The sequence below is a fragment of the Geobacter metallireducens GS-15 genome, from assembly GCF_000012925.1.
In the GTDB taxonomy this organism is placed as follows: domain Bacteria; phylum Desulfobacterota; class Desulfuromonadia; order Geobacterales; family Geobacteraceae; genus Geobacter; species Geobacter metallireducens.
Genome location: NC_007517.1, coordinates 2,442,653 through 2,461,030 on the forward strand (window position 1 = coordinate 2,442,653; position 18,378 = coordinate 2,461,030).

The following is an 18,378-nucleotide window of genomic DNA, read 5'->3' on the forward strand; positions in this document are numbered from 1 at the left end:
GAACTCGAGGAGGCAACAATGAATGATCACCCACCATGGAAAACCGGAACCAGGCTGCTCTCCGCCCTCACCTTCCTGGGCCTGAGCATCACGTCAACCGCCCACGCGGTGCCTGTACCGGGGGGGACCGTCGACCCCGCCAGCATCCCCAAGTACGTGACCCCTCTGGTCATCCCCCCGGTGATGCCCGCAAGTGTCTCGTCACCGGCCCCGGCGGCCAAATATGACATCGCTGTCCGCCAGTTCAAACAGCAGATCCTTCCCGGCGGCATCTGGGGGAGCAGCTTCCCCAACCCGCTCGCTGCTGCGCCGGCAACGGTCGGCCCATTCCCTGCCACAACCGTGTGGAGTTACGGCCGGGCATCGGACCCGCAGCCGGATTCAACGGCGATCGTGGGGGGAGGCGTAGGGATCGCGCCGGCCACGAACTCGAGCTTCAACTATCCGGCCTTCACCGTGGAAAACACCTCGAACGTGGCTACCTCGGTGCGCTGGAGCAACGATCTGGTCGCCGATCCGGTTGCCTGCGCGGCATCTCCCAACAAGAGCGTCGCCGCGTGTAATTTCCTGCCTCACCTCTTCAGCGTGGACCAGACCATCCACTGGGCCAACCCGACCGGCACGGGCTGCGTCATGGCCATGAACCCCCTCGGGGTCGATTGCCACACGGCCAATGCAGCTCCCTACATCGGTCCGGTCCCACTGGTGACCCACGTCCACGGCGCCCATGTCATGCCCCATAGCGACGGCTATCCCGAAGCGTGGTGGCTCCCCGGCACCCCCGGCACCAAGGGGATTCCAGCCAGCTATGTGGAGCGCGGCACGAAATACGACCAGGCCAACACCGCCAACGCCATCGCCGGCACGGCCTACTTCAACTACCTCAACACCCAGCCGGCCACAACGATCTGGTATCATGACCATACCATCGGCATGACCCGGCTTAACGTCTATGCAGGCCCGGCCGGTTTCTGGCTCATCAGGGGGGGCGTGAACGATCTGGCAGCCGGCAGCCTTCCCGGCCCGGCACCGACCGTCGGGCAAGACCCGAACCTAACCCCCGCGACCCGCAACGCCATCCGCGAGGTGCCGATTGTCATCCAGGACCGTTCGTTCGATTGGGCCGATGCCGCCGGCAACACGCTCCCCACGTCGACGGGGGCCACCCAGGCCAAGCTGTTCTACCCGTCCAGCCGCCTCTTCTTCGACGGCTTCACCGGACCGTACATCGGTGGAGTCGGCACCCCTGCCGGTCCTTCGGACATCTCCCCCATACTCAACCCCGAAGTGTTCTTCAACACCATGGTGGTCAACGGCACAACCTGGCCGAAATTCACCGTGGCGCCGACCAAATACCGCTTCCGCTTCCTGGACGGCTGCAACTCCCGGACCCTCAACCTCTCGATGTATGTGGTAACCGCCGGCCCCGACGGCAAATGGGGCACGGCCGACGACGTGAAGACCACTACGGAAATCCCCTTCTACCAGATCGGCGGCGATCAGGGGTTCCTTCCCAAGGTCGTCAAGATCACCAAGGGCTTCGCTACCGCCCTTCCCGGGAACGGGACCATCCCGGCAGCCGTGGCCGCTCCCTCCACCGAACAGGGTTTGTTGATGGGTCCGGCTGAACGTGCCGACGTGATCATCGACTTCACCGGTCTGGCCAACGGTACCCATGTCCGGATTTTCAACACGGGTCCCGACGCCCCCTTCCAGGGGTTCCCGGCCAACCTGGCACTCTATGCGCCGGCCGATCCGCTCACCTCCGGACAGGTGATGGATTTCATCGTCGACTCCGTTGCCGTTCCCGTGCTCCCGAGCGACGCAACCACAACGACGGTGCAGAACCTCGTCCTCCCCAGCGAGGCACCCCTCGGCGCACCGGTGCCCACTCCCCGCAAGGTTTCCCTGAACGAGCTGGACTCCGCCCAGGTCTGCGTCGAAGTCAATCCGGTCACCGCGGCAATCGTCCGGACGATTTTCAGCACCTTCGCCGGGGATCCGAACTTTGCGGCCAACTGCGCGAAGGCGGCGGTCCTCACACCGGGTGATGTGCCGTTGCCGGCAGGCCCCCGCATAACGCTCCTCGGCACGCTGTCCGCCGACGGGCTTACGGCGGTCCCGTTGAACTGGAATGATCCGCTCACCGAACTGCCGCTTCTCAGCAGCACCGAAACCTGGGAAATCTACAACACCACCATGGATGGACATCCTGTCCACGTACACCTGGTGCGGTTCGAGCTGGTCAACCGGCAAAAACTCCTCGCCGCCACCCTGACGCCGGACCCCGCGGCCGGCAGCACGACTCTCCCGCAACCCAACGAACAGGGCTTTAAAGACACCATCATCGCGCTGCCCGGACAGGTTACCCGGATAAAGGCAAAGTTCGACATCGAGGGGCTCTATGTATGGCACTGCCATATCGTCGAGCATGAAGACAACGAGATGATGCGCCCCTATGTGGTGCACAAGGCGCGGCTCAACGCCGATTTCGACGGCGACGGCAAGACCGACCTGGTGGTCTGGCGCCCCAACACGGGTGACTGGCTGCACATGCCATCATTCACCAACATGACCCGCACGGTCAACTTCGGCACCACCGGCGATAAGCTGGTCCCCGGCGATTACGACGGCGACGGCAGGGTCGACATGGCTGTCTGGCGCCCCTCCAACGGCCACTGGTACTTCATGAACAGCATCACCGGCGCCCAGAGCACCGTCAGCTACGGGACCATGGGCGATACCCCCGTCCCCGGCGACTATGACGGCGACGGCAAGACCGACATGGCCGTCTGGCGCGGCGGCAGCTGGTTCATCAAGAATAGCGCCACCGGCACCCAGAGCACCCCCAGCTACGGGACCACCGGCGACATCCCCGTTCCCGGCGACTACGACGGCGACGGCAAGACCGACCTGGCTGTCTGGCGCCCCACCAACGGGACCTGGTACATCACGAACAGCGCCACCGGCACGCAAACCACCGCGGCTTACGGGACCACCGGCGACGTTGTCGTCCCCGGCGACTATGACGGCGACGGCAAGACCGACATCGCCGTCTGGCGCAACGGCACCTGGTTCATCAAGAACAGCGGCAACGGCACCCAGAGCGTCATCAGTTACGGGACCGCCGGCGATATCCCCGTACCGGGCGACTACGACAGCATCGGCAGGACCAGCATCGCTGTCTGGCGTCCTTCCAACGGAACCTGGTATATCATGGACACCGTCACCGGCAAGCAACGGACGGTGAGTTGGGGCCTGTCCACCGATCAGCCCGTCCAGGCAAACCAGCCAGTGAAGTAAACGAGAAGTTCCAGCAGCAGCACAACGGAAAGGCCGGCAGAAGTGCCGGCCTTTCTTTTGGTTCTTCAGGGAATTCCGGGGAAGATTAATAAACAACAACGGCAGCACTGCGGTATCTTGATGGTTCCCCAACCAAAAAAGATCGCAGGAGGCTGCCGTTGTCGTATTCCGATGTTATCGCAATTGCGGGAGGGTGGGAAGGATATCGTGTTGCTGGGACACGCACTATCGTCACAGGTGATGCCAAACGGATCGAGGTAGAACTGATTGCCCTGTCCCAGGATGAGATGGTGTGTGGCTCGTGCGGCGGGCGTTGCACAAGCGTCCATGAAACGACCAAGCGCGTAATTCGAGATTTGCCGATTCTCGATGCTCAGACTTATCTGATCGTTCACCGCCGCAGGCTGCTGTGCCCTCAGTGTGGGCCAACGCTGGAGCGTCTGTCATGGCTGGCGAAATACGCCCGCGTGACGCGCAGGCTTGCAGAGAGCGTAGCGCGACTGTGTGGTGTCGTGTCTGTGAAGCACGTGGCGCAGTATCTGGGGCTTTCTTGGGACCAGGTGAAGGAAATCGACAAGCGCTCACTCACAGAGCGGGTCGGCACCGTCGACCTCTCAAACATCGAAGTTCTCGGGATGGATGAGTTCGCCCTTCACAAGGGGCACCGCTATGCGACGGTTATCATCGAGCCATACCGTAAGGAAGTCTTATGGATCGGCAAAGGCAGGAGTCGCGAGAGTATCCGTCCTTTCTTCACGCAGCTTGGCCCACATGGCTGTAAACGGCTCAAAGCGGTCGTGATGGATATGAACGCATCATATGAGGAGGAAATCAAGCAGCACTCGCCCCAGGCAGACATAGTCTACGACCTGTTCCATGTGGTGGCGAAGTATGGCAGGGAAGTGATCGACAGGGTGCGAGTCGATGAGGCAAACCGCCTGAAGGAAGACAAGAAGGCACGGAAGGTAGTCAAAACATCGCGGTGGTTGCTGCTACGAAACAGCGAGAACGTCAAGGGCGACGACATGCTTCGCCTCCAGGAACTGTTGGAGGCAAACCGCAGCCTCCTTACGGTCTACCTGCTCAAAGACGATCTGAAGCAACTGTGGAAGTTTACCTGCATTGAAGAGGCGGGACTATTCTGGGAGCAGTGGCACCAAAGGGCGATGGAGAGTGGAATACCGCCACTCATCCTGTTTGCCCGCCGGCTAAAGGGCTATCTCCAAGGAATCCTCAACCACTGCCTCTGGCCCCTTCACACCGGAATCCTCGAAGGCATCAATAACAAGATCAAGGTGATCAAAAGAATGGCCTACGGCTTCCGGGATCACGAATACTTCTTTCTCAAGATCAGAGCCGCTTTCCCCGGAATTCCCGGATGAACCTTTCTTTTTGCCCCATCTTCCACCGCCGGTTCCCGGGAGGGGCGGAGCTCTTGCGGAGAAGCGATCCCCGCAAAAAACCACCTTCGGTATTGGCGGAGGGAAAGCCTCGGAAACAGCTGTTCACGTGCCACGAAGACCGGCTGGTGACGCTGGATCGCTTCGGAGCAAGAGCTCCGCCCCTGCCCGCCACAATGTGAAATCAGTATTAAAAATATTTTTTTTGACTTTATTCCCCCCACTAAGGCACAAATAGATAACAAATTCACAACAGACTCGATACACGACAATACTCAACCATCCGCGAGGATGGGGCGGAAAGCCTACAGGGTCTCCAGCAGACAGCCGGGTTGCCGAAATATCACTCGATGATAGCGGTCCCGGCTTTTTTGTGCGCAAAAATCCGGGCAACAACCAGCACAGGGGAGGAATTATTTCAAAAGATGTCACAACGAGGAGAGCAGTTGTTTTCGGACGAAGAAACGTATCTTCCAAGGAATGGAAAAGGAGTCTGCATGCGAATCATCAGTAAGACATCGGTATTTTTCGCCTTTGCCATGGCACTGGCGACATTTCAGCTCTGGCGCGGCGAGGCACAGGCATACCCCGCATACTTCACGGCCAACTGCGCCGGCTGCCACGCCTCACCGGTAGTGGCCACCTGCAACGGTTGCCATCACCACGGCCCGGTCGGGTTGAAGGGAACCACGGACAAGGCAACCTATGCGCCGGGAGAGGCCGTATCGGTTACCATCAGCGGCGGAAGCCAGAGCGGCTGGGTCAGGGCCATCCTCTACGATCAGAACAATACGCGCGTTGCCGTATCGAACGGCAATGCCAGCGGCATGGGAAGCGCGACCACCTTCCCGGCAGTGCTGAGCGCGCCGGCGCCCACGACCCCCGGCACCTACACCTGGAAAGCGGCCTGGTACGGCAACAGCTATGATACCGGCAATGCAACCGCGGCCGCCCACGGCGAAGTGTCGGTGAACACCAACTCCTTCACCGTCGTGGCCCCCGCTGACACGACTGTTCCCGTGGTCAGCAGCTTTACCCTTCCCGCCACCACCACCAACCTGACCGTGCCGGTCACGAGCTTCACCGCCACCGACAACGTGGCTGTCACCGGTTACCTGATCACCAAGAGCGCCACTGCCCCGACAGCGACCACCGCCGGCTGGACAGCCGCCGCACCGGCCACTGTCAGCGCCGCTGCCGGCAAAAACACCTTCTATGCCTGGGCCAAGGACGCGGTGGGGAACGTCTCTCTTGCCAAAAGCGCCATCGTTACCGTCGTCGGCAAGATCATCTCCAGGGACTTCGATGGCGACGGCAAGACCGACCTAGCCGTGCTGGATCCCCAGAGCTACAACTGGTTCATTCTGAACAGCGCTACCGGCAAGCAGAATGTCGTGAATTACGGCACCTCCGGCGATATCGCCGTCCCCGGCGACTACGACGGCGACAAAAAAGCCGATATCGCGGTATGGCGCACCTCTACCGGCACCTGGTACATCACCAACAGCGCCACCGGCGCCCAGAGCGTCGTGAAATTCGGAACGACCGGCGACATCCCCGTCCCCGGCGACTACGATGTGGACGGCAAGACCGATATCGCGGTATGGCGACCCTCCAACGGCACCTGGTACGTCATCAACAGCTCCACCGGCGCCCAGAGCGTCGTGAACTTCGGAACCTCGGGAGATACCCCCGTTGCTGGCGACTATGACGGCGACGGCAAGACTGATATGGCCGTATGGCGCCCCTCCAACGGCACCTGGTACGTCATCAACAGCTCCACCGGCGCCCAGAGCGTCGTGAAGTACGGGGCAGCCACCGACACCCCCGTCCCCGGCGACTACGACGGCGACGGCAAGACCGATATCGCGGTATGGCGCAGCGGCACCTGGTTCATCACGAACAGTGCCACAAAAACGCAAAGTGTCGTCAATTTCGGGACTACCGGCGACATCCCGGTTCCGGGCGATTACGACGGTACGGGCAGGACTGAAAGCGCTGTCTGGCGTTCAGCGGAAGGGAACTGGTATATCATGAACGGCATGACCGGCGCCCAACGGATCCTTCAGTTGGGGATACCGACCGACAAGCCCATCAAGTAAGATTCCGTCTCCCAAGGCCGGCAGAAATGCCGGCCTTTTTTTCGGCCGGGATTGCCCCGGACAGGAGCACATCACCCCTCCTCTCCCCGCAATGCATTTCGATGAGGTCGAGATACTGTTCAGCTATGGCACCCCAGTCGTATTTTTCCCGTATCCTGGCCCGGGCCTTGCCGGCAAGGGCAGCCTTTTCCGGCGCGGTGAGAGATTCGACCCCCTTCAGGAGAGCGGGGATAGTGGAGGATGATGAAAAATAGAAACCGATATCCCCCACAACCTCACGGTTGAAGATATTGTCGTGGGCAATGATCAGACTGCCGCAGCCGAGGGCTTCGAGCAGGGAAGGATTGGTTCCCCCGACGGAATGGCCATGGAAGCAGGCCCTCGCATGATAGCGAAGAGCCCGCAGTTCTTCCCGGTCGTAAACCCCGCCCACGAGCCTGACGCGCGACCCCGCCAGCGGTCGGAGTTTTCTTGCATAATCGGTGGTAACCATATGGTTGCCGACAACAACCAGCGGGATCTGCGTTTCGTGGGCGCGGTACCCTTCGATGATTTCCCGGACATGATTTTCAGGCTCGATGCGGGCGACCACCAGGTAGTACCCTCCGGGCTCAAGATTCCACTTGCGCAGGAGCGAGGCGTCCGGCGGCACAACCGCAACCGGGGCTCCGTAGGGGATTACGCTGCAGGGGGACGAGAGGCGATGCCGCGATTCGAGGTGAGCCCTTATCCCGTCGGCATCGGCGATGATCCGGTCGGGAACCCACGTTGACAGCCATTCCATCATTTTGAAGTAGAGCTTTGCCGCGCTGTTCCATTTCCCCCGCGCCCATTCGATCCCGTCCACATTGAGCCAGACGTCTGTCCCCCACACTTGCGGGATCAGGCAGAAGGGGGCCGCGCCATACCCCAGCATATAGACGACATCGTAGCTGTTGCGGGCATGCCACAGGCAGCGCAGGTCGAACAGGACCGTGGTCAGGGGGCCACAGGCGGTTGCCGGGATATGGACGAGCCTGATCCCCCGGTATTCCCGCGGCTGATCGGTGCCGTTTGCCTCGCAGTAGACCGTCACCTCGGTTCCCCGGGCGACCAGGCGGAGAGCGAGCTCTTCGGCAAAGGTTTCGAAGCCTCCGTAACGTGCGGGTATCCCCCGCGTGCCGAGTATGGCCAGTCTCATGGCTGTTACCTCCCCGCTACGATAATCTGTGATATGTAGCGAATGCCGAGCCGGTGGAGCCCTTTGTCGACCGGCGTGAGAAGAAGATTGGCCGTCCCGCGGAGCCGGTTCATGCCGCGGCGCAGGCCGGTCGTGATCCTCTCGCATTTGAATTCTCCCCCCCGCAGGCTGCTTCGGTCCTTTGCCCGGAAGAAGGTCCCCAGGTAGTGGCGGACAAGCTCATAGGTGCTCATCTGCTCCGCGGCATAGAGGCTCTTCATGCCGAGGCCGGACAGGCAGGCGTTCAGTGATGCAATGGTGAATCGCGACAGATGGTGCGGGGGATAATCGAGGGGGGGACGCCAGCACATGTTGTTGTTGGGCGTTGATATGATGATAACCCCGTCATCCTTGAGCAGTTTCAGGACATTTTCCAGAAACGGCCTCACCGCCGGCACATGCTCCAGCACCTCGAAGAGCGTTATCACGTCAAAACGCTTTCCCCGGGCGATACACTGGTCAACCGAAAGGGACGAGACCCGGGGACCGAGCCCGAGAGCCTTCTGCCCATAGGCCACGGCCCTGGTGTTGAAGTCGATTCCATGGGCATCGAATCCCAGGGACAACAGTTTTTTCACGAAGAACCCGTTGAAGCACCCCACATCCAGCACCGCCGCGTTCCCCGACGGGTACCTCGACCGCAGGAATTCCACGGCGTTCCGGTGATGCCACAGGATGAGATCTTCATGGGTGCTGGCGACCGTCAGATCATCGCAATAATCGGTGTCGTTTTCGTAGAGGTGCGCGGCAATGGCGGCAGCGGGCGAGCGGAAGCTCTCGTATCCGCACTCCTCGCACCTGACATGGTCATAGGCGCCGTAGGGGGCAATGCTCTTCATGCTTGTGGAAGCGCAGCACGCGCATTGACGGTCATTCACTGTTCAGGCTCCCCTGGTAGCGGCCGAGCGTCAGGTCGGCCAGCCACGCTGCGTCATACTTCGTCTCACAGTATCTGCGCGACCGGCTCCTGGCGGCGGTCAGCATCTCCCCATCCACTGCCAGAAGCTTTGCCACGAGGGACTGTTCGTCCCCTTTCCTGCACAGGTAACCATTCCACCCATCTATCACCGTTTCCCTGCACCCGGGCATGTCGGTGGTCACTATCGCCTTGCCGAGCGCCAGGGCCTCGATCAGGGAACGGGGCGTCCCTTCCCGGTAGGACGACGGGAGGACCACGATATCGGAGGCAATCATGTAGTCCTTGATATTGTCCTTGAACCCCAGGTACTTGACGCCGCAGTCAGCGGCATACTGCTCCATCCCCTCCTTGCTGATCCTTCGGGCGGCGTCGGCATCGACGAGCCCCAGGTGCAGGAATGCATAGGCGTCCGGCTCCAGGGCGTTGATGGTCTTTGCCGCCCGGTAAAATTCGAAGAACCCCTTTTCCGGTACCCCCCGGGCGGGAAAGAGCGCCACCTTGCGGCCGCGCAGGTCGACTCCCAGCTCAGCACCCAGCATTGCCCTGGCCCGCGCGATTTCTTCCGTGGACGGGAGCCGGTATTCGTCGAGGTCCAGCCCCGAGCCGTAGGTCAACACGGCTTTTCCAGCCCCCACGAGCTTTTTCGATACGAAATACTCCATGTCGTCCGGATTCTGGAAAAAGACCGTATCCACGAAACCGAGCGCGAATTTGTACTGGGCGAGGAGGAGATAGCGCATCAATCGGGTCTTGGGATCATCATGGACGAACAGGGAGCCAAGTCCCGTTATGGTGATGAATATCCCCTTCACGCCGGCGAGCCGGGCAGCAATGGACCCGAGGATTGCCGGCTTATGGGTGAAATTGTGGACCACATCCGGCTTCAGGCGCCTGACCATGGCATAGAGTGCCCTGAACAACCGCACGTTGCTGAGGGGGGAGACCGAATGCCGCGCGAAATCGAGTTGGAGCGGATGCACCCCCAGTGCGTTCAGGGGCTCGAAGTACCGGCTGGCCGCGCTGATGGAATCAACCTCGTGGCCGCAGGCGACCAGCCTGTTGATGATCGGTTTGCGGAACACATAGAGCGCGCCGTCGGTATTGCAGATCATGAGCACTTTCATGGTCTTCTTTCCTGCTCGAGCCACGACTGGAACATCAGCACGTCCCACAGGTGGAATTCCCAATCCCGGCGCCCGGAAACGTGCTCCAGCCATTTTTGCCGCACCGGCCTGGGGTCCAGAAACCCTTCGCGCAGCAGCCGGGACTCATTGAGAAGCTCCTCGGCCCATTCGCGCAGCGGCCCCCGCAACCACGTCCCCAGCGGGATGCCGAAGCCATGCTTCGGGCGCTCCACAAGCTCTTTCGGGATATGCCTGTTCAGCACCTGGCGCAAAATCCACTTGCTTTGGCCCCCGCGGATCTTCAGGCCGAGCGGCAGCCGCCAGGCAAACTCCACCACCCGATGATCGAGGAACGGCACCCGCGTTTCCAGGCTTACCCCCATGGCTGCCCGGTCGATTTTCACGAGAATATCGTCGGGCAGATAGGTGACGCTGTCCATGAGCATGATCTTTTCCGGCAGGCTGAACGAATCGAGCTGGCGGGGCATCCGGCCGGATGATGCATGGAAGGGGGATTGGCCCCCCACGACAACCGGGTCGTCCTGCTGCCAGTGGGAGATGCATATCTCGTACATGGATGCGGGGGAATCCGCCCGGATCAGCTCGGCAAGCCGGTAGGCCTTGTAGACGGGGGCGTGGACCCTGTCGATGAAGGGAAGATTCCGCAGAACGGCCTGGAGCTGGCCCGGCGAAAGAAACCTGATCTTGTCGGACAGGGCTTTTCGCATCGGCAACGGGCACCAGCCGATGTTATTCCAGATCCTGTGGAGCAAGGTGTGCCGGACATAACCCCCGAACAGCTCGTCCCCGCCGTCTCCGGACAGGGAAACCGTAACGTGCTCCCGTGCCAGCAGGGACACCAGAAACGTGGGGATGTGCGAAGGGTCCGAAAACGGCTCGTCATAAAGCTGCGGCAGGCGAGGAATCACTGCCAGCGAATCACCGGGCGACACGTACAGCTCGGTATGGTCGGTCCCCAGGCGGGAGGCGATTTCCCCTGCATATTTCGCCTCGTTGCAGTCATCCTCGTGGAAACCGATGGTAAAGGTCTTCACCGGCCGGGACGAGTGGGCCTGCATCAGGGCCACGATGGCGGTCGAATCCACCCCCCCTGACAGGAAAGCCCCCAACGGCACATCGGAGATCTGCTGCGCCAGCACGGCTTCCGTCAGAACCCGTTCAAGTTCCCCTATCGCCTCGCTTTCCGTCCCCTCAAAGGGGCGGGCATGCCCCTGCTCCGCCGCCTCCAGCAATGACCAGTACGGGCGAAGGGAAACCCCCTCTCCCTGAAACAGCTTGAAGGGGGGATCGGCGGCATCCCAGGGGGCGATTCCGCGGCCCGTGTTTCGCAGAGTCAGTATGGTTCCCGGCCAGAGTTTGTAGATGCCGCGATAGATCGAGTGGGGCGTGGGAATGCAACTGTGGCGCATGAGGAGGGCAATGGCGTCGCGGTTGATTTCCGCGTCGAAACCCGGATAGGCCCGCAGCGCCTTCAGCTCCGAGGCAAAGAGGAAAACGCCCTGGTTCCAGCCGTAGTACAGGGGCTTCTCACCCATGCGGTCGCGGGCAAGGGTCAGCGTCCTCTCCGCATTGTCCCACACTGCCAGGGCGAACATGCCGACCGTCCTCTTGAGCGTGGCCTCGATGCCCCATGCCTCGAATCCGGCCAGGAGGGTCTCCGTGTCCGAATGCCCCCGCCAGGGCTCGAACGCCGCCAACTCCTTCCGCAGTGCCTGATGATTGTAAATCTCGCCGTTGAAGACGATCGTGAACCGCCCGGAACGCGATTCCATGGGCTGGTGGCCGGCAGGGGTAAGATCGAGGATGGAGAGCCGGCGGTGCGCCAGGCCGACACCCGCCCCCTGGTCGCACCACGCGCCACTGTCATCGGGGCCGCGGTGCATGAGGGCATCCGCCATGCGCCGTGCGTTGGCTCGCATGGCGTCAGGTCCGCATTGCAGTGAGAAATCCATGAAACCGGTTATGCCGCACATTGGTTCAATGCCCTCTGCCGCCGCGCTCCCTCAGAAAGAGTTGCCGGCCACGCTCTTGGGAGTCGAGTTGAGGAAAGCCGGCCCGCTATACTTTCCCGAGTAGGTATTGTTCTTGATGATATCCTCTCCGGAAAAATCCTTGTCTGAATACCCTGAACCAACGAGTATTTCGAACGGACGGTCAACGTCGGTATCGGAAGTGAATCTGTTGCCGGAAATGCTGTTCGAGCCGACCCCGCCCGAGGTGAACGTATAGGTAATTGACCCTTTGCCGTTTACCACGACATTATTGGATATGTCGCAGTAGTTAGGCCTTGTTACGGTCAGATTTATTCCGGTGAGTTTGTTCCCGGTAATTTTGGAATGCTTGAATTGCCCGTCGTTGACTATCAAAGGCACGTCTTTTACGGTCGAAACAATCTCGTTATCGATTATCTCCATGCCGTCAATTCCCCCCACGCAGTGAATGCCGTTGTTGAAGCCCCCTATCTTGTTCCCCTTGATGATGACGGCGTAATTCAGATCCATTGAGTAGGGAGCGCTGGTGGTCACGTTGATGTCGTTGCCGACGATTGTCAGGGAATCGGGCTTGATGGGGGGCGCATCGGCGCCGACCACCGCCTCCACGAGCTTGTTGATCCCCCTCCCCCTGAAAGTGTTCCCCTTGAGTATTGTGGCTCCCTGGTTGGGGTCCACCGAAGCCTGGCCGAAGAGGATGTACAACAGGGGATTGAGGTTCGTTCCGCCGGAGAAGAAGACCGTGTTGGTGCTGAACTCGAACTTGTAGGGACGGTACAGCTGGAGACCGTATTTGGTGGTGAAACGGTTGTCGCGCATGGTGATGTTCGCCATGCTGCCGTTGGGTTGCTCGGGAAGGATGTAATCGTAGTTTGACGCATCGTTGAAGCTTACGACGATGGGAGAGAACCCTTCCGTCGGACCGGCGTCTCCGTTTATCACGAACGCCGAGCCTCCCCCGCCGCCGATGAGCTTGTTGTTGGTAATGAGCGTGCCGCCGTTTACCCGGCTTGATGACACCGTGATGCCGTTGCGGCCCGGTCCGCCGACAATGGTGTTACCCTCCACGGTCGTATCGTTCATCCTGGCGAACTGGGGCGAGGCGAGGGCAATCCCCGCCTGCACGTAGTTTCCCTTGATCAGGTGATGGTTATTGATCTCTCCATCCCAGTTCGCTTCGACATCGATGCCGACTCCCGTCCCGGCATGCTTGATCGTGCAATCGAGAATCTTGTTGTATTTACCCGTTATCATGGCGATGCCAGTCCGGACGTTGTTCTCTATGCGGCAGTTCCTGATGGTGACGTAATCGCTGCCGCCGTGGAGGGTATACCCGACGAGGATCCCGTCCAGCCGCGCGTTAATCAGGAGGCAATTCTCGACCGTAATGCGGGCGGCCTGATTCAGGGAGATGTCGGCGCCCATTGCCGAGCCGTTCTGCCCGACATCGCCCAGGGTATTCCGGGCCTTGTTCCCGTCGATCACCAGATCCCTGATGATCACATCGGTCACGATATAGGTCGAATTGTTCTCGTTCCTCGCCCGCGCGCCGTTGTCGAACCAGGTTCCGCCATGATGGTTGAGGGTCGTGCCAATAACGTTCGCCGCGTAGTTCCCCTTGTCGTCGGCGCCGGAGCCGTTGATGCTCCGCACGTGGGCATTCGGGGGCAGCTTCAGCAGCGACCCCTCTCCCTGCCCGATGATATTCACCCCCGTTTTGAGCTGGAGATTCGCAACGATGTAGGTGCCCCGGGTAACGAGCATATCTCCCTCGGCAACGGCGTTGATCGCCTTCTGCACCAGGGCCGATTCCTCCGTCTTCCCGTCCCCCCGCGCGCCGAACCACTTGATCCGGGCGGAGCTCAAATTGACCACGCTCCCCGTACCGCTGAAAATGCGATAGTCGCCCGCGTCAGGCCTGTTCCCCTGGAAATCCAGAACCCCATTGACGGTGATCAACCCGCTGGCAGTGACGTAAATCTTCCTGTCGGTTGGAACCGTCAGACTCGTGCAACTGACCGGCGTGCGCACAAGAATGACGTTGCCGGCTGTTCTGCTGCTGGCCACGGCAGCTTCGAAGCTCGGGAAGAGTTTCACATCAAGCACTGCGGGAGTTGCGGCGAAAACCTTGGGTGCGACCGCCATCAGAACAATTGAGAGGATCGCCATGAGGAACAAAATTCTGTATTTCATCGGAAACTCCTTAGCTGCTGGCGCTCAATATTTGTTGGATAGAATCAGCAGTCTGACAAGGACATCGTCTATAAATCTGTGCCTGTATACCCTTTGGCTGGATGTCAGATAGTTAAGGCGTGACAGAAAAGATCGCTTGGACTCTATGAATTGACTCACTATCCCTCTGCTCTCTCCCTTCAGCTCATCCTTGTAGCCAAGCCAAAAGGAATATGCCTGGTCATAACACCCGAAAACCCCTTTCCTGCGTCTGCTTAAAAAATTGATGATTCTGCTTCTGTAATCAGATACGAACGATACCGTCCCTCCAATTACATTGCCTCCGTGCTGACGGTACTTGATAGACACAAAATCATCGTAAACTACCTTGCCAAAAGCAGAGACTACTATGTAGGACCACCAGTCATGCATGAGGACCTGGGGAGGCCACTCACGCTCCAGCAACAGGTCCCGTGCCGCCTTGTTCATCACAACGGTACATCCTGTCGCAACATTCTGAATGAGCGCATTATTTAAACAAACCGGCCTGACCATCATTGGTGAATCGTCCAAGTGTCCGAGGCCCGCGGAGACATATTCCACCCTTGAGCAATAAAGGAGCGGCAGAGTTTCATCGTATCGGGAAAGAACATCCAGTGCTCTTTCGAGCTTATTGGGCAACCACACATCGTCCTGATCGGAAAAGGCAACATAGTTACTCAAGGGGCTGGAATTCTTCAGCAACCAATAAAAACTCCCCACTACCCCCCGATTTTCCTGCACACAGTACGTTATCCGTTCGTCAGTAGCGGCATAGCGCGAAAGGATATCCGGCGTACCGTCTTTCGACCCGTCGTCACGAACGGTCAAAACGAAATACTGATGAGTCTGGGCCAGGATACTGTCCAGTTGTTCGGCCAGGAATTTCTCCCCGTTGTAAGTGGACATCAGAATTTCAACGCGCGGTTTCATCTCTTCTCCAATAGAAATCCGTCGCCATGGCCATGAACATGAGAAACGCCGGACTGAGCAGGACCGGATTGGTGCCCGCGGCAATGAATAGCGACAAAAGGGCCAACCCCAAGGCCCGCTCTTCGGCTGGCTGCGAGCGGAAGAGCCGGTACGAGACCGCCAGGACAAAGGCAGTGAAGGCCATGAACCACGGCAACCCGAATTTTCTGATTGCATTGAGATGGTCGAGTTCGATGTTCGAGACAAAGGCTCCAAGGTTCCGCGCGTAGAAAACAGCCCCGGGCCCCTGCCCTATCAGGAGGCTGGCCGGATCTTCCCCGAACATGGCGAGCAGGGAATCCAGATAGCCGATCCGAACCTGTGCCGTTTCCGCCTCGCCCGTCAGGCTCCGAAGCAGCTCCTCGGTAAACTGCTCAAAACCGAGAACCAGAGGTGTGACCGCTATAAACAGTACTATGACTGCTGCCTTATACCGCCTGTCGCCTCTATGCAAAAACAGGAAGTACAGTGTGAACAACAGGCAGAGGGCAAAACCGGCCTTGGAAAAAGCGACAACGAGTGCCAGCAAAGCAATCAGTGCGTGTATCGGCTTTGCCATGAATAAAAAGTAAACATAAACCGGCACCAGGAAAAGCGTGGCCTTTAGATAAACGTTCGGCATGAATATGTTTCCGAACGGACGATACCCGATATATCCATGGGCTTCGGAACTGAATATTCGCATGAACATATCAGCAAAGGGACTGGTAAACCACATCAGCAGATAGAGAGCAATCACGATAACAGCCAATGAGAGCATGGTGTATAAGAATACGGAAAGCGCATAGCGCGGTCGCACTGACTGTATGACCAGAAAGAAGACAATTGCCGCGGGAAAGGCTGTCATCTGACTTATGGCAAGGGAGAGTTCAGCCCCTGCGATCACGCTGTGAAGCAGAGACAGAACAGGCCACAGCAGGAAAAGGAACATGAACAGGTGGCTTGTCTGACTGTCCATGGGGAACGGCTTGAAGTGCAAAAACAAATAGAGCATGGCAAGGGCAAACGATGCGTACTTTATTCCGAACCCCCCACCCATGTCGTAGATATTGGCAAACCACAACAACAGGACAACGCCCTGGCCGAGAAATCGGCTCCGGCATTCCGGAAAGCTTTCCTGATTCATGGCGTGAATCGATTGCGAGTTCATTGGCAACCCGTTGGCAATGCCTGCCAGCCCACTGTCATAATGAAATCAATCGCCCCAAAATATATCCTTGCAAAAGCTGAAGTATCCGTTGGAATAATTATGGTATCTTCGGTTCAGCAATTCACAGGTGGCTTCTACGGTCTTGATAATTTTTGGACTCGTGCAGATACTGTTACGTACTTCCATGTGTTCGATCTTATCGTGCAGTTTTCCTATGGCATAATCGTTGGGGACCTGGTTCAAGCAGCGTATATGATCAAGCAGCATCTCGTACTTAGAGATCTGCGCATAATAATCAGTTATTGACTGTGCAACGTTTTTATGGTCGGTAAAATTTTTTTTGACACTGCCAATCTGCTGATTACTGTGCTGGCGATAGTCGATCAGATTCTTGTCAATGAAATCAATCTTCGAATAGATTGAGGTCAAGAGTGCTATCCAGGCGTCGTGGACCCATTCGACAGGTATCGGGACAACGATGTCGCGCAAGGCGGAACGGAAGGCCATGGTCGCGCCCGTGACAACATCATGATTCAGAAGCACTTCCAGCGCCCTCCCCTTCTTGAAGCAGCTTTGTTGCTTCTTCTTGAAGCGGAAGGTATCCCAGAGGGTATACCCCAAGGGTGACAAATCGTCGCCGACCACCGCACCATTTGTGAAAACCGCTCCCGTCAGCGGCGCATCGAGAAATGCCCGCTCGATCACTTCAAGCTTGTCGCGATGCCATACGTCATCTTGATCCGATAAGGCGATTATGTCTCCGTCGCAAAGGCCGATGGCACGCTCGAAGTTTTTGGTTGAACCGATGTTGCTGACATTCCGGGATGATTTCACCTCGAACGGAGCGGACGAGGCAAAATTATCGATGATCTGCAGTGTCCTGTCCGAAGAACCGTCGTCGCAAAGTATCAGCTCGTCCGGCAGTCTTGTCTGGCGGGCGATGCTGTCCAGCTGCTCCCGGAGGAACCGTTCACCGTTGTAGGTGCATATGGCGACAGACAGTTTCAGCATGGCACTCACTTGACACCCATGAGAGATAATTCCTCTCCCTTGTGAGGGAACACTTTGAGCAGGCCCCACTCCACCAGCCGCATCAGCAGCATGAACAGCCTGCCGGACCGGCCCGGTTGCGATCCCATGGCATACGTGCCCCGTCTACTGATGGAGTAGCTTGCCCAGAAAAGGGCGTGGGCATCGCGGATGGTGGTCCTGATTTCCATGTTGGTGAAGCCGGCCTTGCGGGCCAGCGCCCGAATCGTTCTGACGTTGTAGAGGATCAGATGCCGGGGCGGGTCCAGGTGCAGCCAATGCCTCCCGAAGAGATGGCTGCCCATGGATTCGACGTTCGGGGTTACCAGACTGAGCACCCCGCCCGGTTTCAATATCCGGTAGCACTCGGTGAGCAGTTCCACAGGATTGGGAACATGCTCGATCACGTGGCTGATCATGACGGCGTCAAAGGTGTTGTCCCCGTAGGGCTGCTCCAGAAGGTCGCCCTGCGCCACATTCAGCCCCTTGCTCCTGGCATTGGCAACTGCCGAAGGGTCAACGTCTATCCCTTCCGTCCGCCACCCCAGCGATCCCAGGTAGCTCAGCATCGTGCCGCTGCCGCATCCGATTTCCAGCAATCGCCCCCCCGGCCTGCTTCGCAGGTACATCACGCTGAAATCCACATCGGCGCGTCGTCCCGGAAAGAGATACAGAAGTGTTCCCAAAAACCTCAGTGGGGACTGACGCAGTTCGTTGAAATAGTCATATTTGAGGGCCAGATAGCAGTCCCTGACGCAATGGAATATTCTTTTCGCAACGCCTGCCGGGGGAGCCTGATTGTCCCCGTGGGTGTAGTAGGAAGCGTACGCCTTCCAGATCTCATCCTTGCGGGGAGCAGGATTCAACCAAACAAGGCCGCAGTTATCATTAACGCACTTCTCAAGCGTCCATTTACCGGGCGCCCCGAAGAGCCTGT

General features: G+C 58.8%; 12 protein-coding genes and 1 riboswitch. Of the genes, 3 read left to right on the top strand and 9 right to left on the bottom strand.

Annotation, left to right across the window (positions count from 1 at the left end):
* The first annotated feature begins 18 nt into the window (after positions 1 to 18).
* The 3 genes from GMET_RS10915 (at position 19) to GMET_RS19045 (ending at position 6,805) form a co-directional block, all read left to right on the top strand.
* Positions 19 to 3,303: an FG-GAP-like repeat-containing protein gene (locus tag GMET_RS10915; protein WP_004514750.1), complete on the top strand. Its 3,285-nt coding sequence runs from the start codon at positions 19 to 21 to the stop codon at positions 3,301 to 3,303.
* A 158-nt stretch (positions 3,304 to 3,461) separates the two neighbouring features.
* On the top strand, positions 3,462 to 4,685 hold the full coding sequence (locus tag GMET_RS10920) for an ISL3-like element ISGme5 family transposase (RefSeq protein WP_011365668.1): 1,224 nt from the start codon (positions 3,462 to 3,464) through the stop codon (positions 4,683 to 4,685).
* Positions 4,686 to 4,966: 281 nt separating this feature from the next.
* Positions 4,967 to 5,043, top strand: a riboswitch (cyclic di-GMP riboswitch).
* Between the two features lie 157 nt (positions 5,044 to 5,200).
* Positions 5,201 to 6,805 carry an FG-GAP repeat domain-containing protein gene (locus tag GMET_RS19045; RefSeq protein ID WP_011365926.1) on the top strand — a complete coding sequence of 535 codons (1,605 nt, stop codon included), beginning with the start codon at positions 5,201 to 5,203 and terminating at the stop codon, positions 6,803 to 6,805.
* Here the strand turns inward: GMET_RS19045 and GMET_RS10935 are convergent.
* From GMET_RS10935 to GMET_RS10975, 9 genes are all read right to left on the bottom strand, one after another.
* Positions 6,798 to 7,985 (bottom strand): DUF1972 domain-containing protein, encoded by a 1,188-nt coding sequence (locus GMET_RS10935; protein WP_011365927.1) that lies wholly within the window; start codon positions 7,983 to 7,985, stop codon positions 6,798 to 6,800. The genes GMET_RS19045 and GMET_RS10935 overlap by 8 nt on opposite strands.
* Positions 7,986 to 7,990: 5 nt before the next feature.
* Complete coding sequence (locus GMET_RS10940) at positions 7,991 to 8,863, bottom strand: class I SAM-dependent methyltransferase (RefSeq protein WP_041249141.1); 873 nt, start codon at positions 8,861 to 8,863, stop codon at positions 7,991 to 7,993.
* Between the two features lie 31 nt (positions 8,864 to 8,894).
* Positions 8,895 to 10,067 (bottom strand): glycosyltransferase family 4 protein, encoded by a 1,173-nt coding sequence (locus GMET_RS10945; protein ID WP_011365929.1) that lies wholly within the window; start codon positions 10,065 to 10,067, stop codon positions 8,895 to 8,897.
* Complete coding sequence (asnB, locus tag GMET_RS10950; protein ID WP_011365930.1) at positions 10,064 to 12,061, bottom strand: asparagine synthase (glutamine-hydrolyzing); 1,998 nt, start codon at positions 12,059 to 12,061, stop codon at positions 10,064 to 10,066. The genes GMET_RS10945 and asnB overlap by 4 nt, the downstream gene beginning before the upstream one ends.
* 30 nt (positions 12,062 to 12,091) lie before the next feature.
* Positions 12,092 to 14,272 carry a right-handed parallel beta-helix repeat-containing protein gene (locus GMET_RS10955; RefSeq protein WP_011365931.1) on the bottom strand — a complete coding sequence of 727 codons (2,181 nt, stop codon included), beginning with the start codon at positions 14,270 to 14,272 and terminating at the stop codon, positions 12,092 to 12,094.
* A 24-nt stretch (positions 14,273 to 14,296) separates the two neighbouring features.
* On the bottom strand, positions 14,297 to 15,223 hold the full coding sequence (locus GMET_RS10960) for a glycosyltransferase family 2 protein (RefSeq protein ID WP_011365932.1): 927 nt from the start codon (positions 15,221 to 15,223) through the stop codon (positions 14,297 to 14,299).
* Entirely contained in the window at positions 15,207 to 16,388 is a 1,182-nt protein-coding gene (locus GMET_RS18820; RefSeq protein WP_187148443.1) for a hypothetical protein, read from the bottom strand. Before GMET_RS18820 ends, GMET_RS10960 begins: the two co-directional genes overlap by 17 nt.
* A 69-nt stretch (positions 16,389 to 16,457) precedes the next feature.
* Positions 16,458 to 17,423 carry a glycosyltransferase family 2 protein gene (locus tag GMET_RS10970; RefSeq protein WP_041249142.1) on the bottom strand — a complete coding sequence of 322 codons (966 nt, stop codon included), beginning with the start codon at positions 17,421 to 17,423 and terminating at the stop codon, positions 16,458 to 16,460.
* A 5-nt stretch (positions 17,424 to 17,428) separates the two neighbouring features.
* A complete protein-coding gene (locus tag GMET_RS10975) occupies positions 17,429 to 18,307 on the bottom strand; it encodes a class I SAM-dependent methyltransferase (protein ID WP_049756802.1) in 879 nt (292 codons plus the stop codon).
* Positions 18,308 to 18,378: the final 71 nt, after the last annotated feature.

Bases quoted from the DNA above. Each gene is read 5' to 3' on its own strand.
- GMET_RS10955 (WP_011365931.1), bottom strand. From the start codon at position 14,272: ATGAAATACAGAATTTTGTTCCTCATGGCGATCCTCTCAATTGTTCTG.
- GMET_RS10940 (WP_041249141.1), bottom strand. From the start codon at position 8,863: ATGAAGAGCATTGCCCCCTACGGCGCCTATGACCATGTCAGGTGCGAG.
- GMET_RS10935 (WP_011365927.1), bottom strand. From the start codon at position 7,985: ATGAGACTGGCCATACTCGGCACGCGGGGGATACCCGCACGTTACGGA.
- GMET_RS18820 (WP_187148443.1), bottom strand. From the start codon at position 16,388: ATGAATCAGGAAAGCTTTCCGGAATGCCGGAGCCGATTTCTCGGCCAG.
- GMET_RS10960 (WP_011365932.1), bottom strand. From the start codon at position 15,223: ATGAAACCGCGCGTTGAAATTCTGATGTCCACTTACAACGGGGAGAAA.
- GMET_RS10915 (WP_004514750.1), top strand. From the start codon at position 19: ATGAATGATCACCCACCATGGAAAACCGGAACCAGGCTGCTCTCCGCC.
- GMET_RS19045 (WP_011365926.1), top strand. From the start codon at position 5,201: ATGCGAATCATCAGTAAGACATCGGTATTTTTCGCCTTTGCCATGGCA.
- asnB (WP_011365930.1), bottom strand. From the start codon at position 12,061: ATGTGCGGCATAACCGGTTTCATGGATTTCTCACTGCAATGCGGACCT.
- GMET_RS10970 (WP_041249142.1), bottom strand. From the start codon at position 17,423: ATGCTGAAACTGTCTGTCGCCATATGCACCTACAACGGTGAACGGTTC.
- GMET_RS10945 (WP_011365929.1), bottom strand. From the start codon at position 10,067: ATGAAAGTGCTCATGATCTGCAATACCGACGGCGCGCTCTATGTGTTC.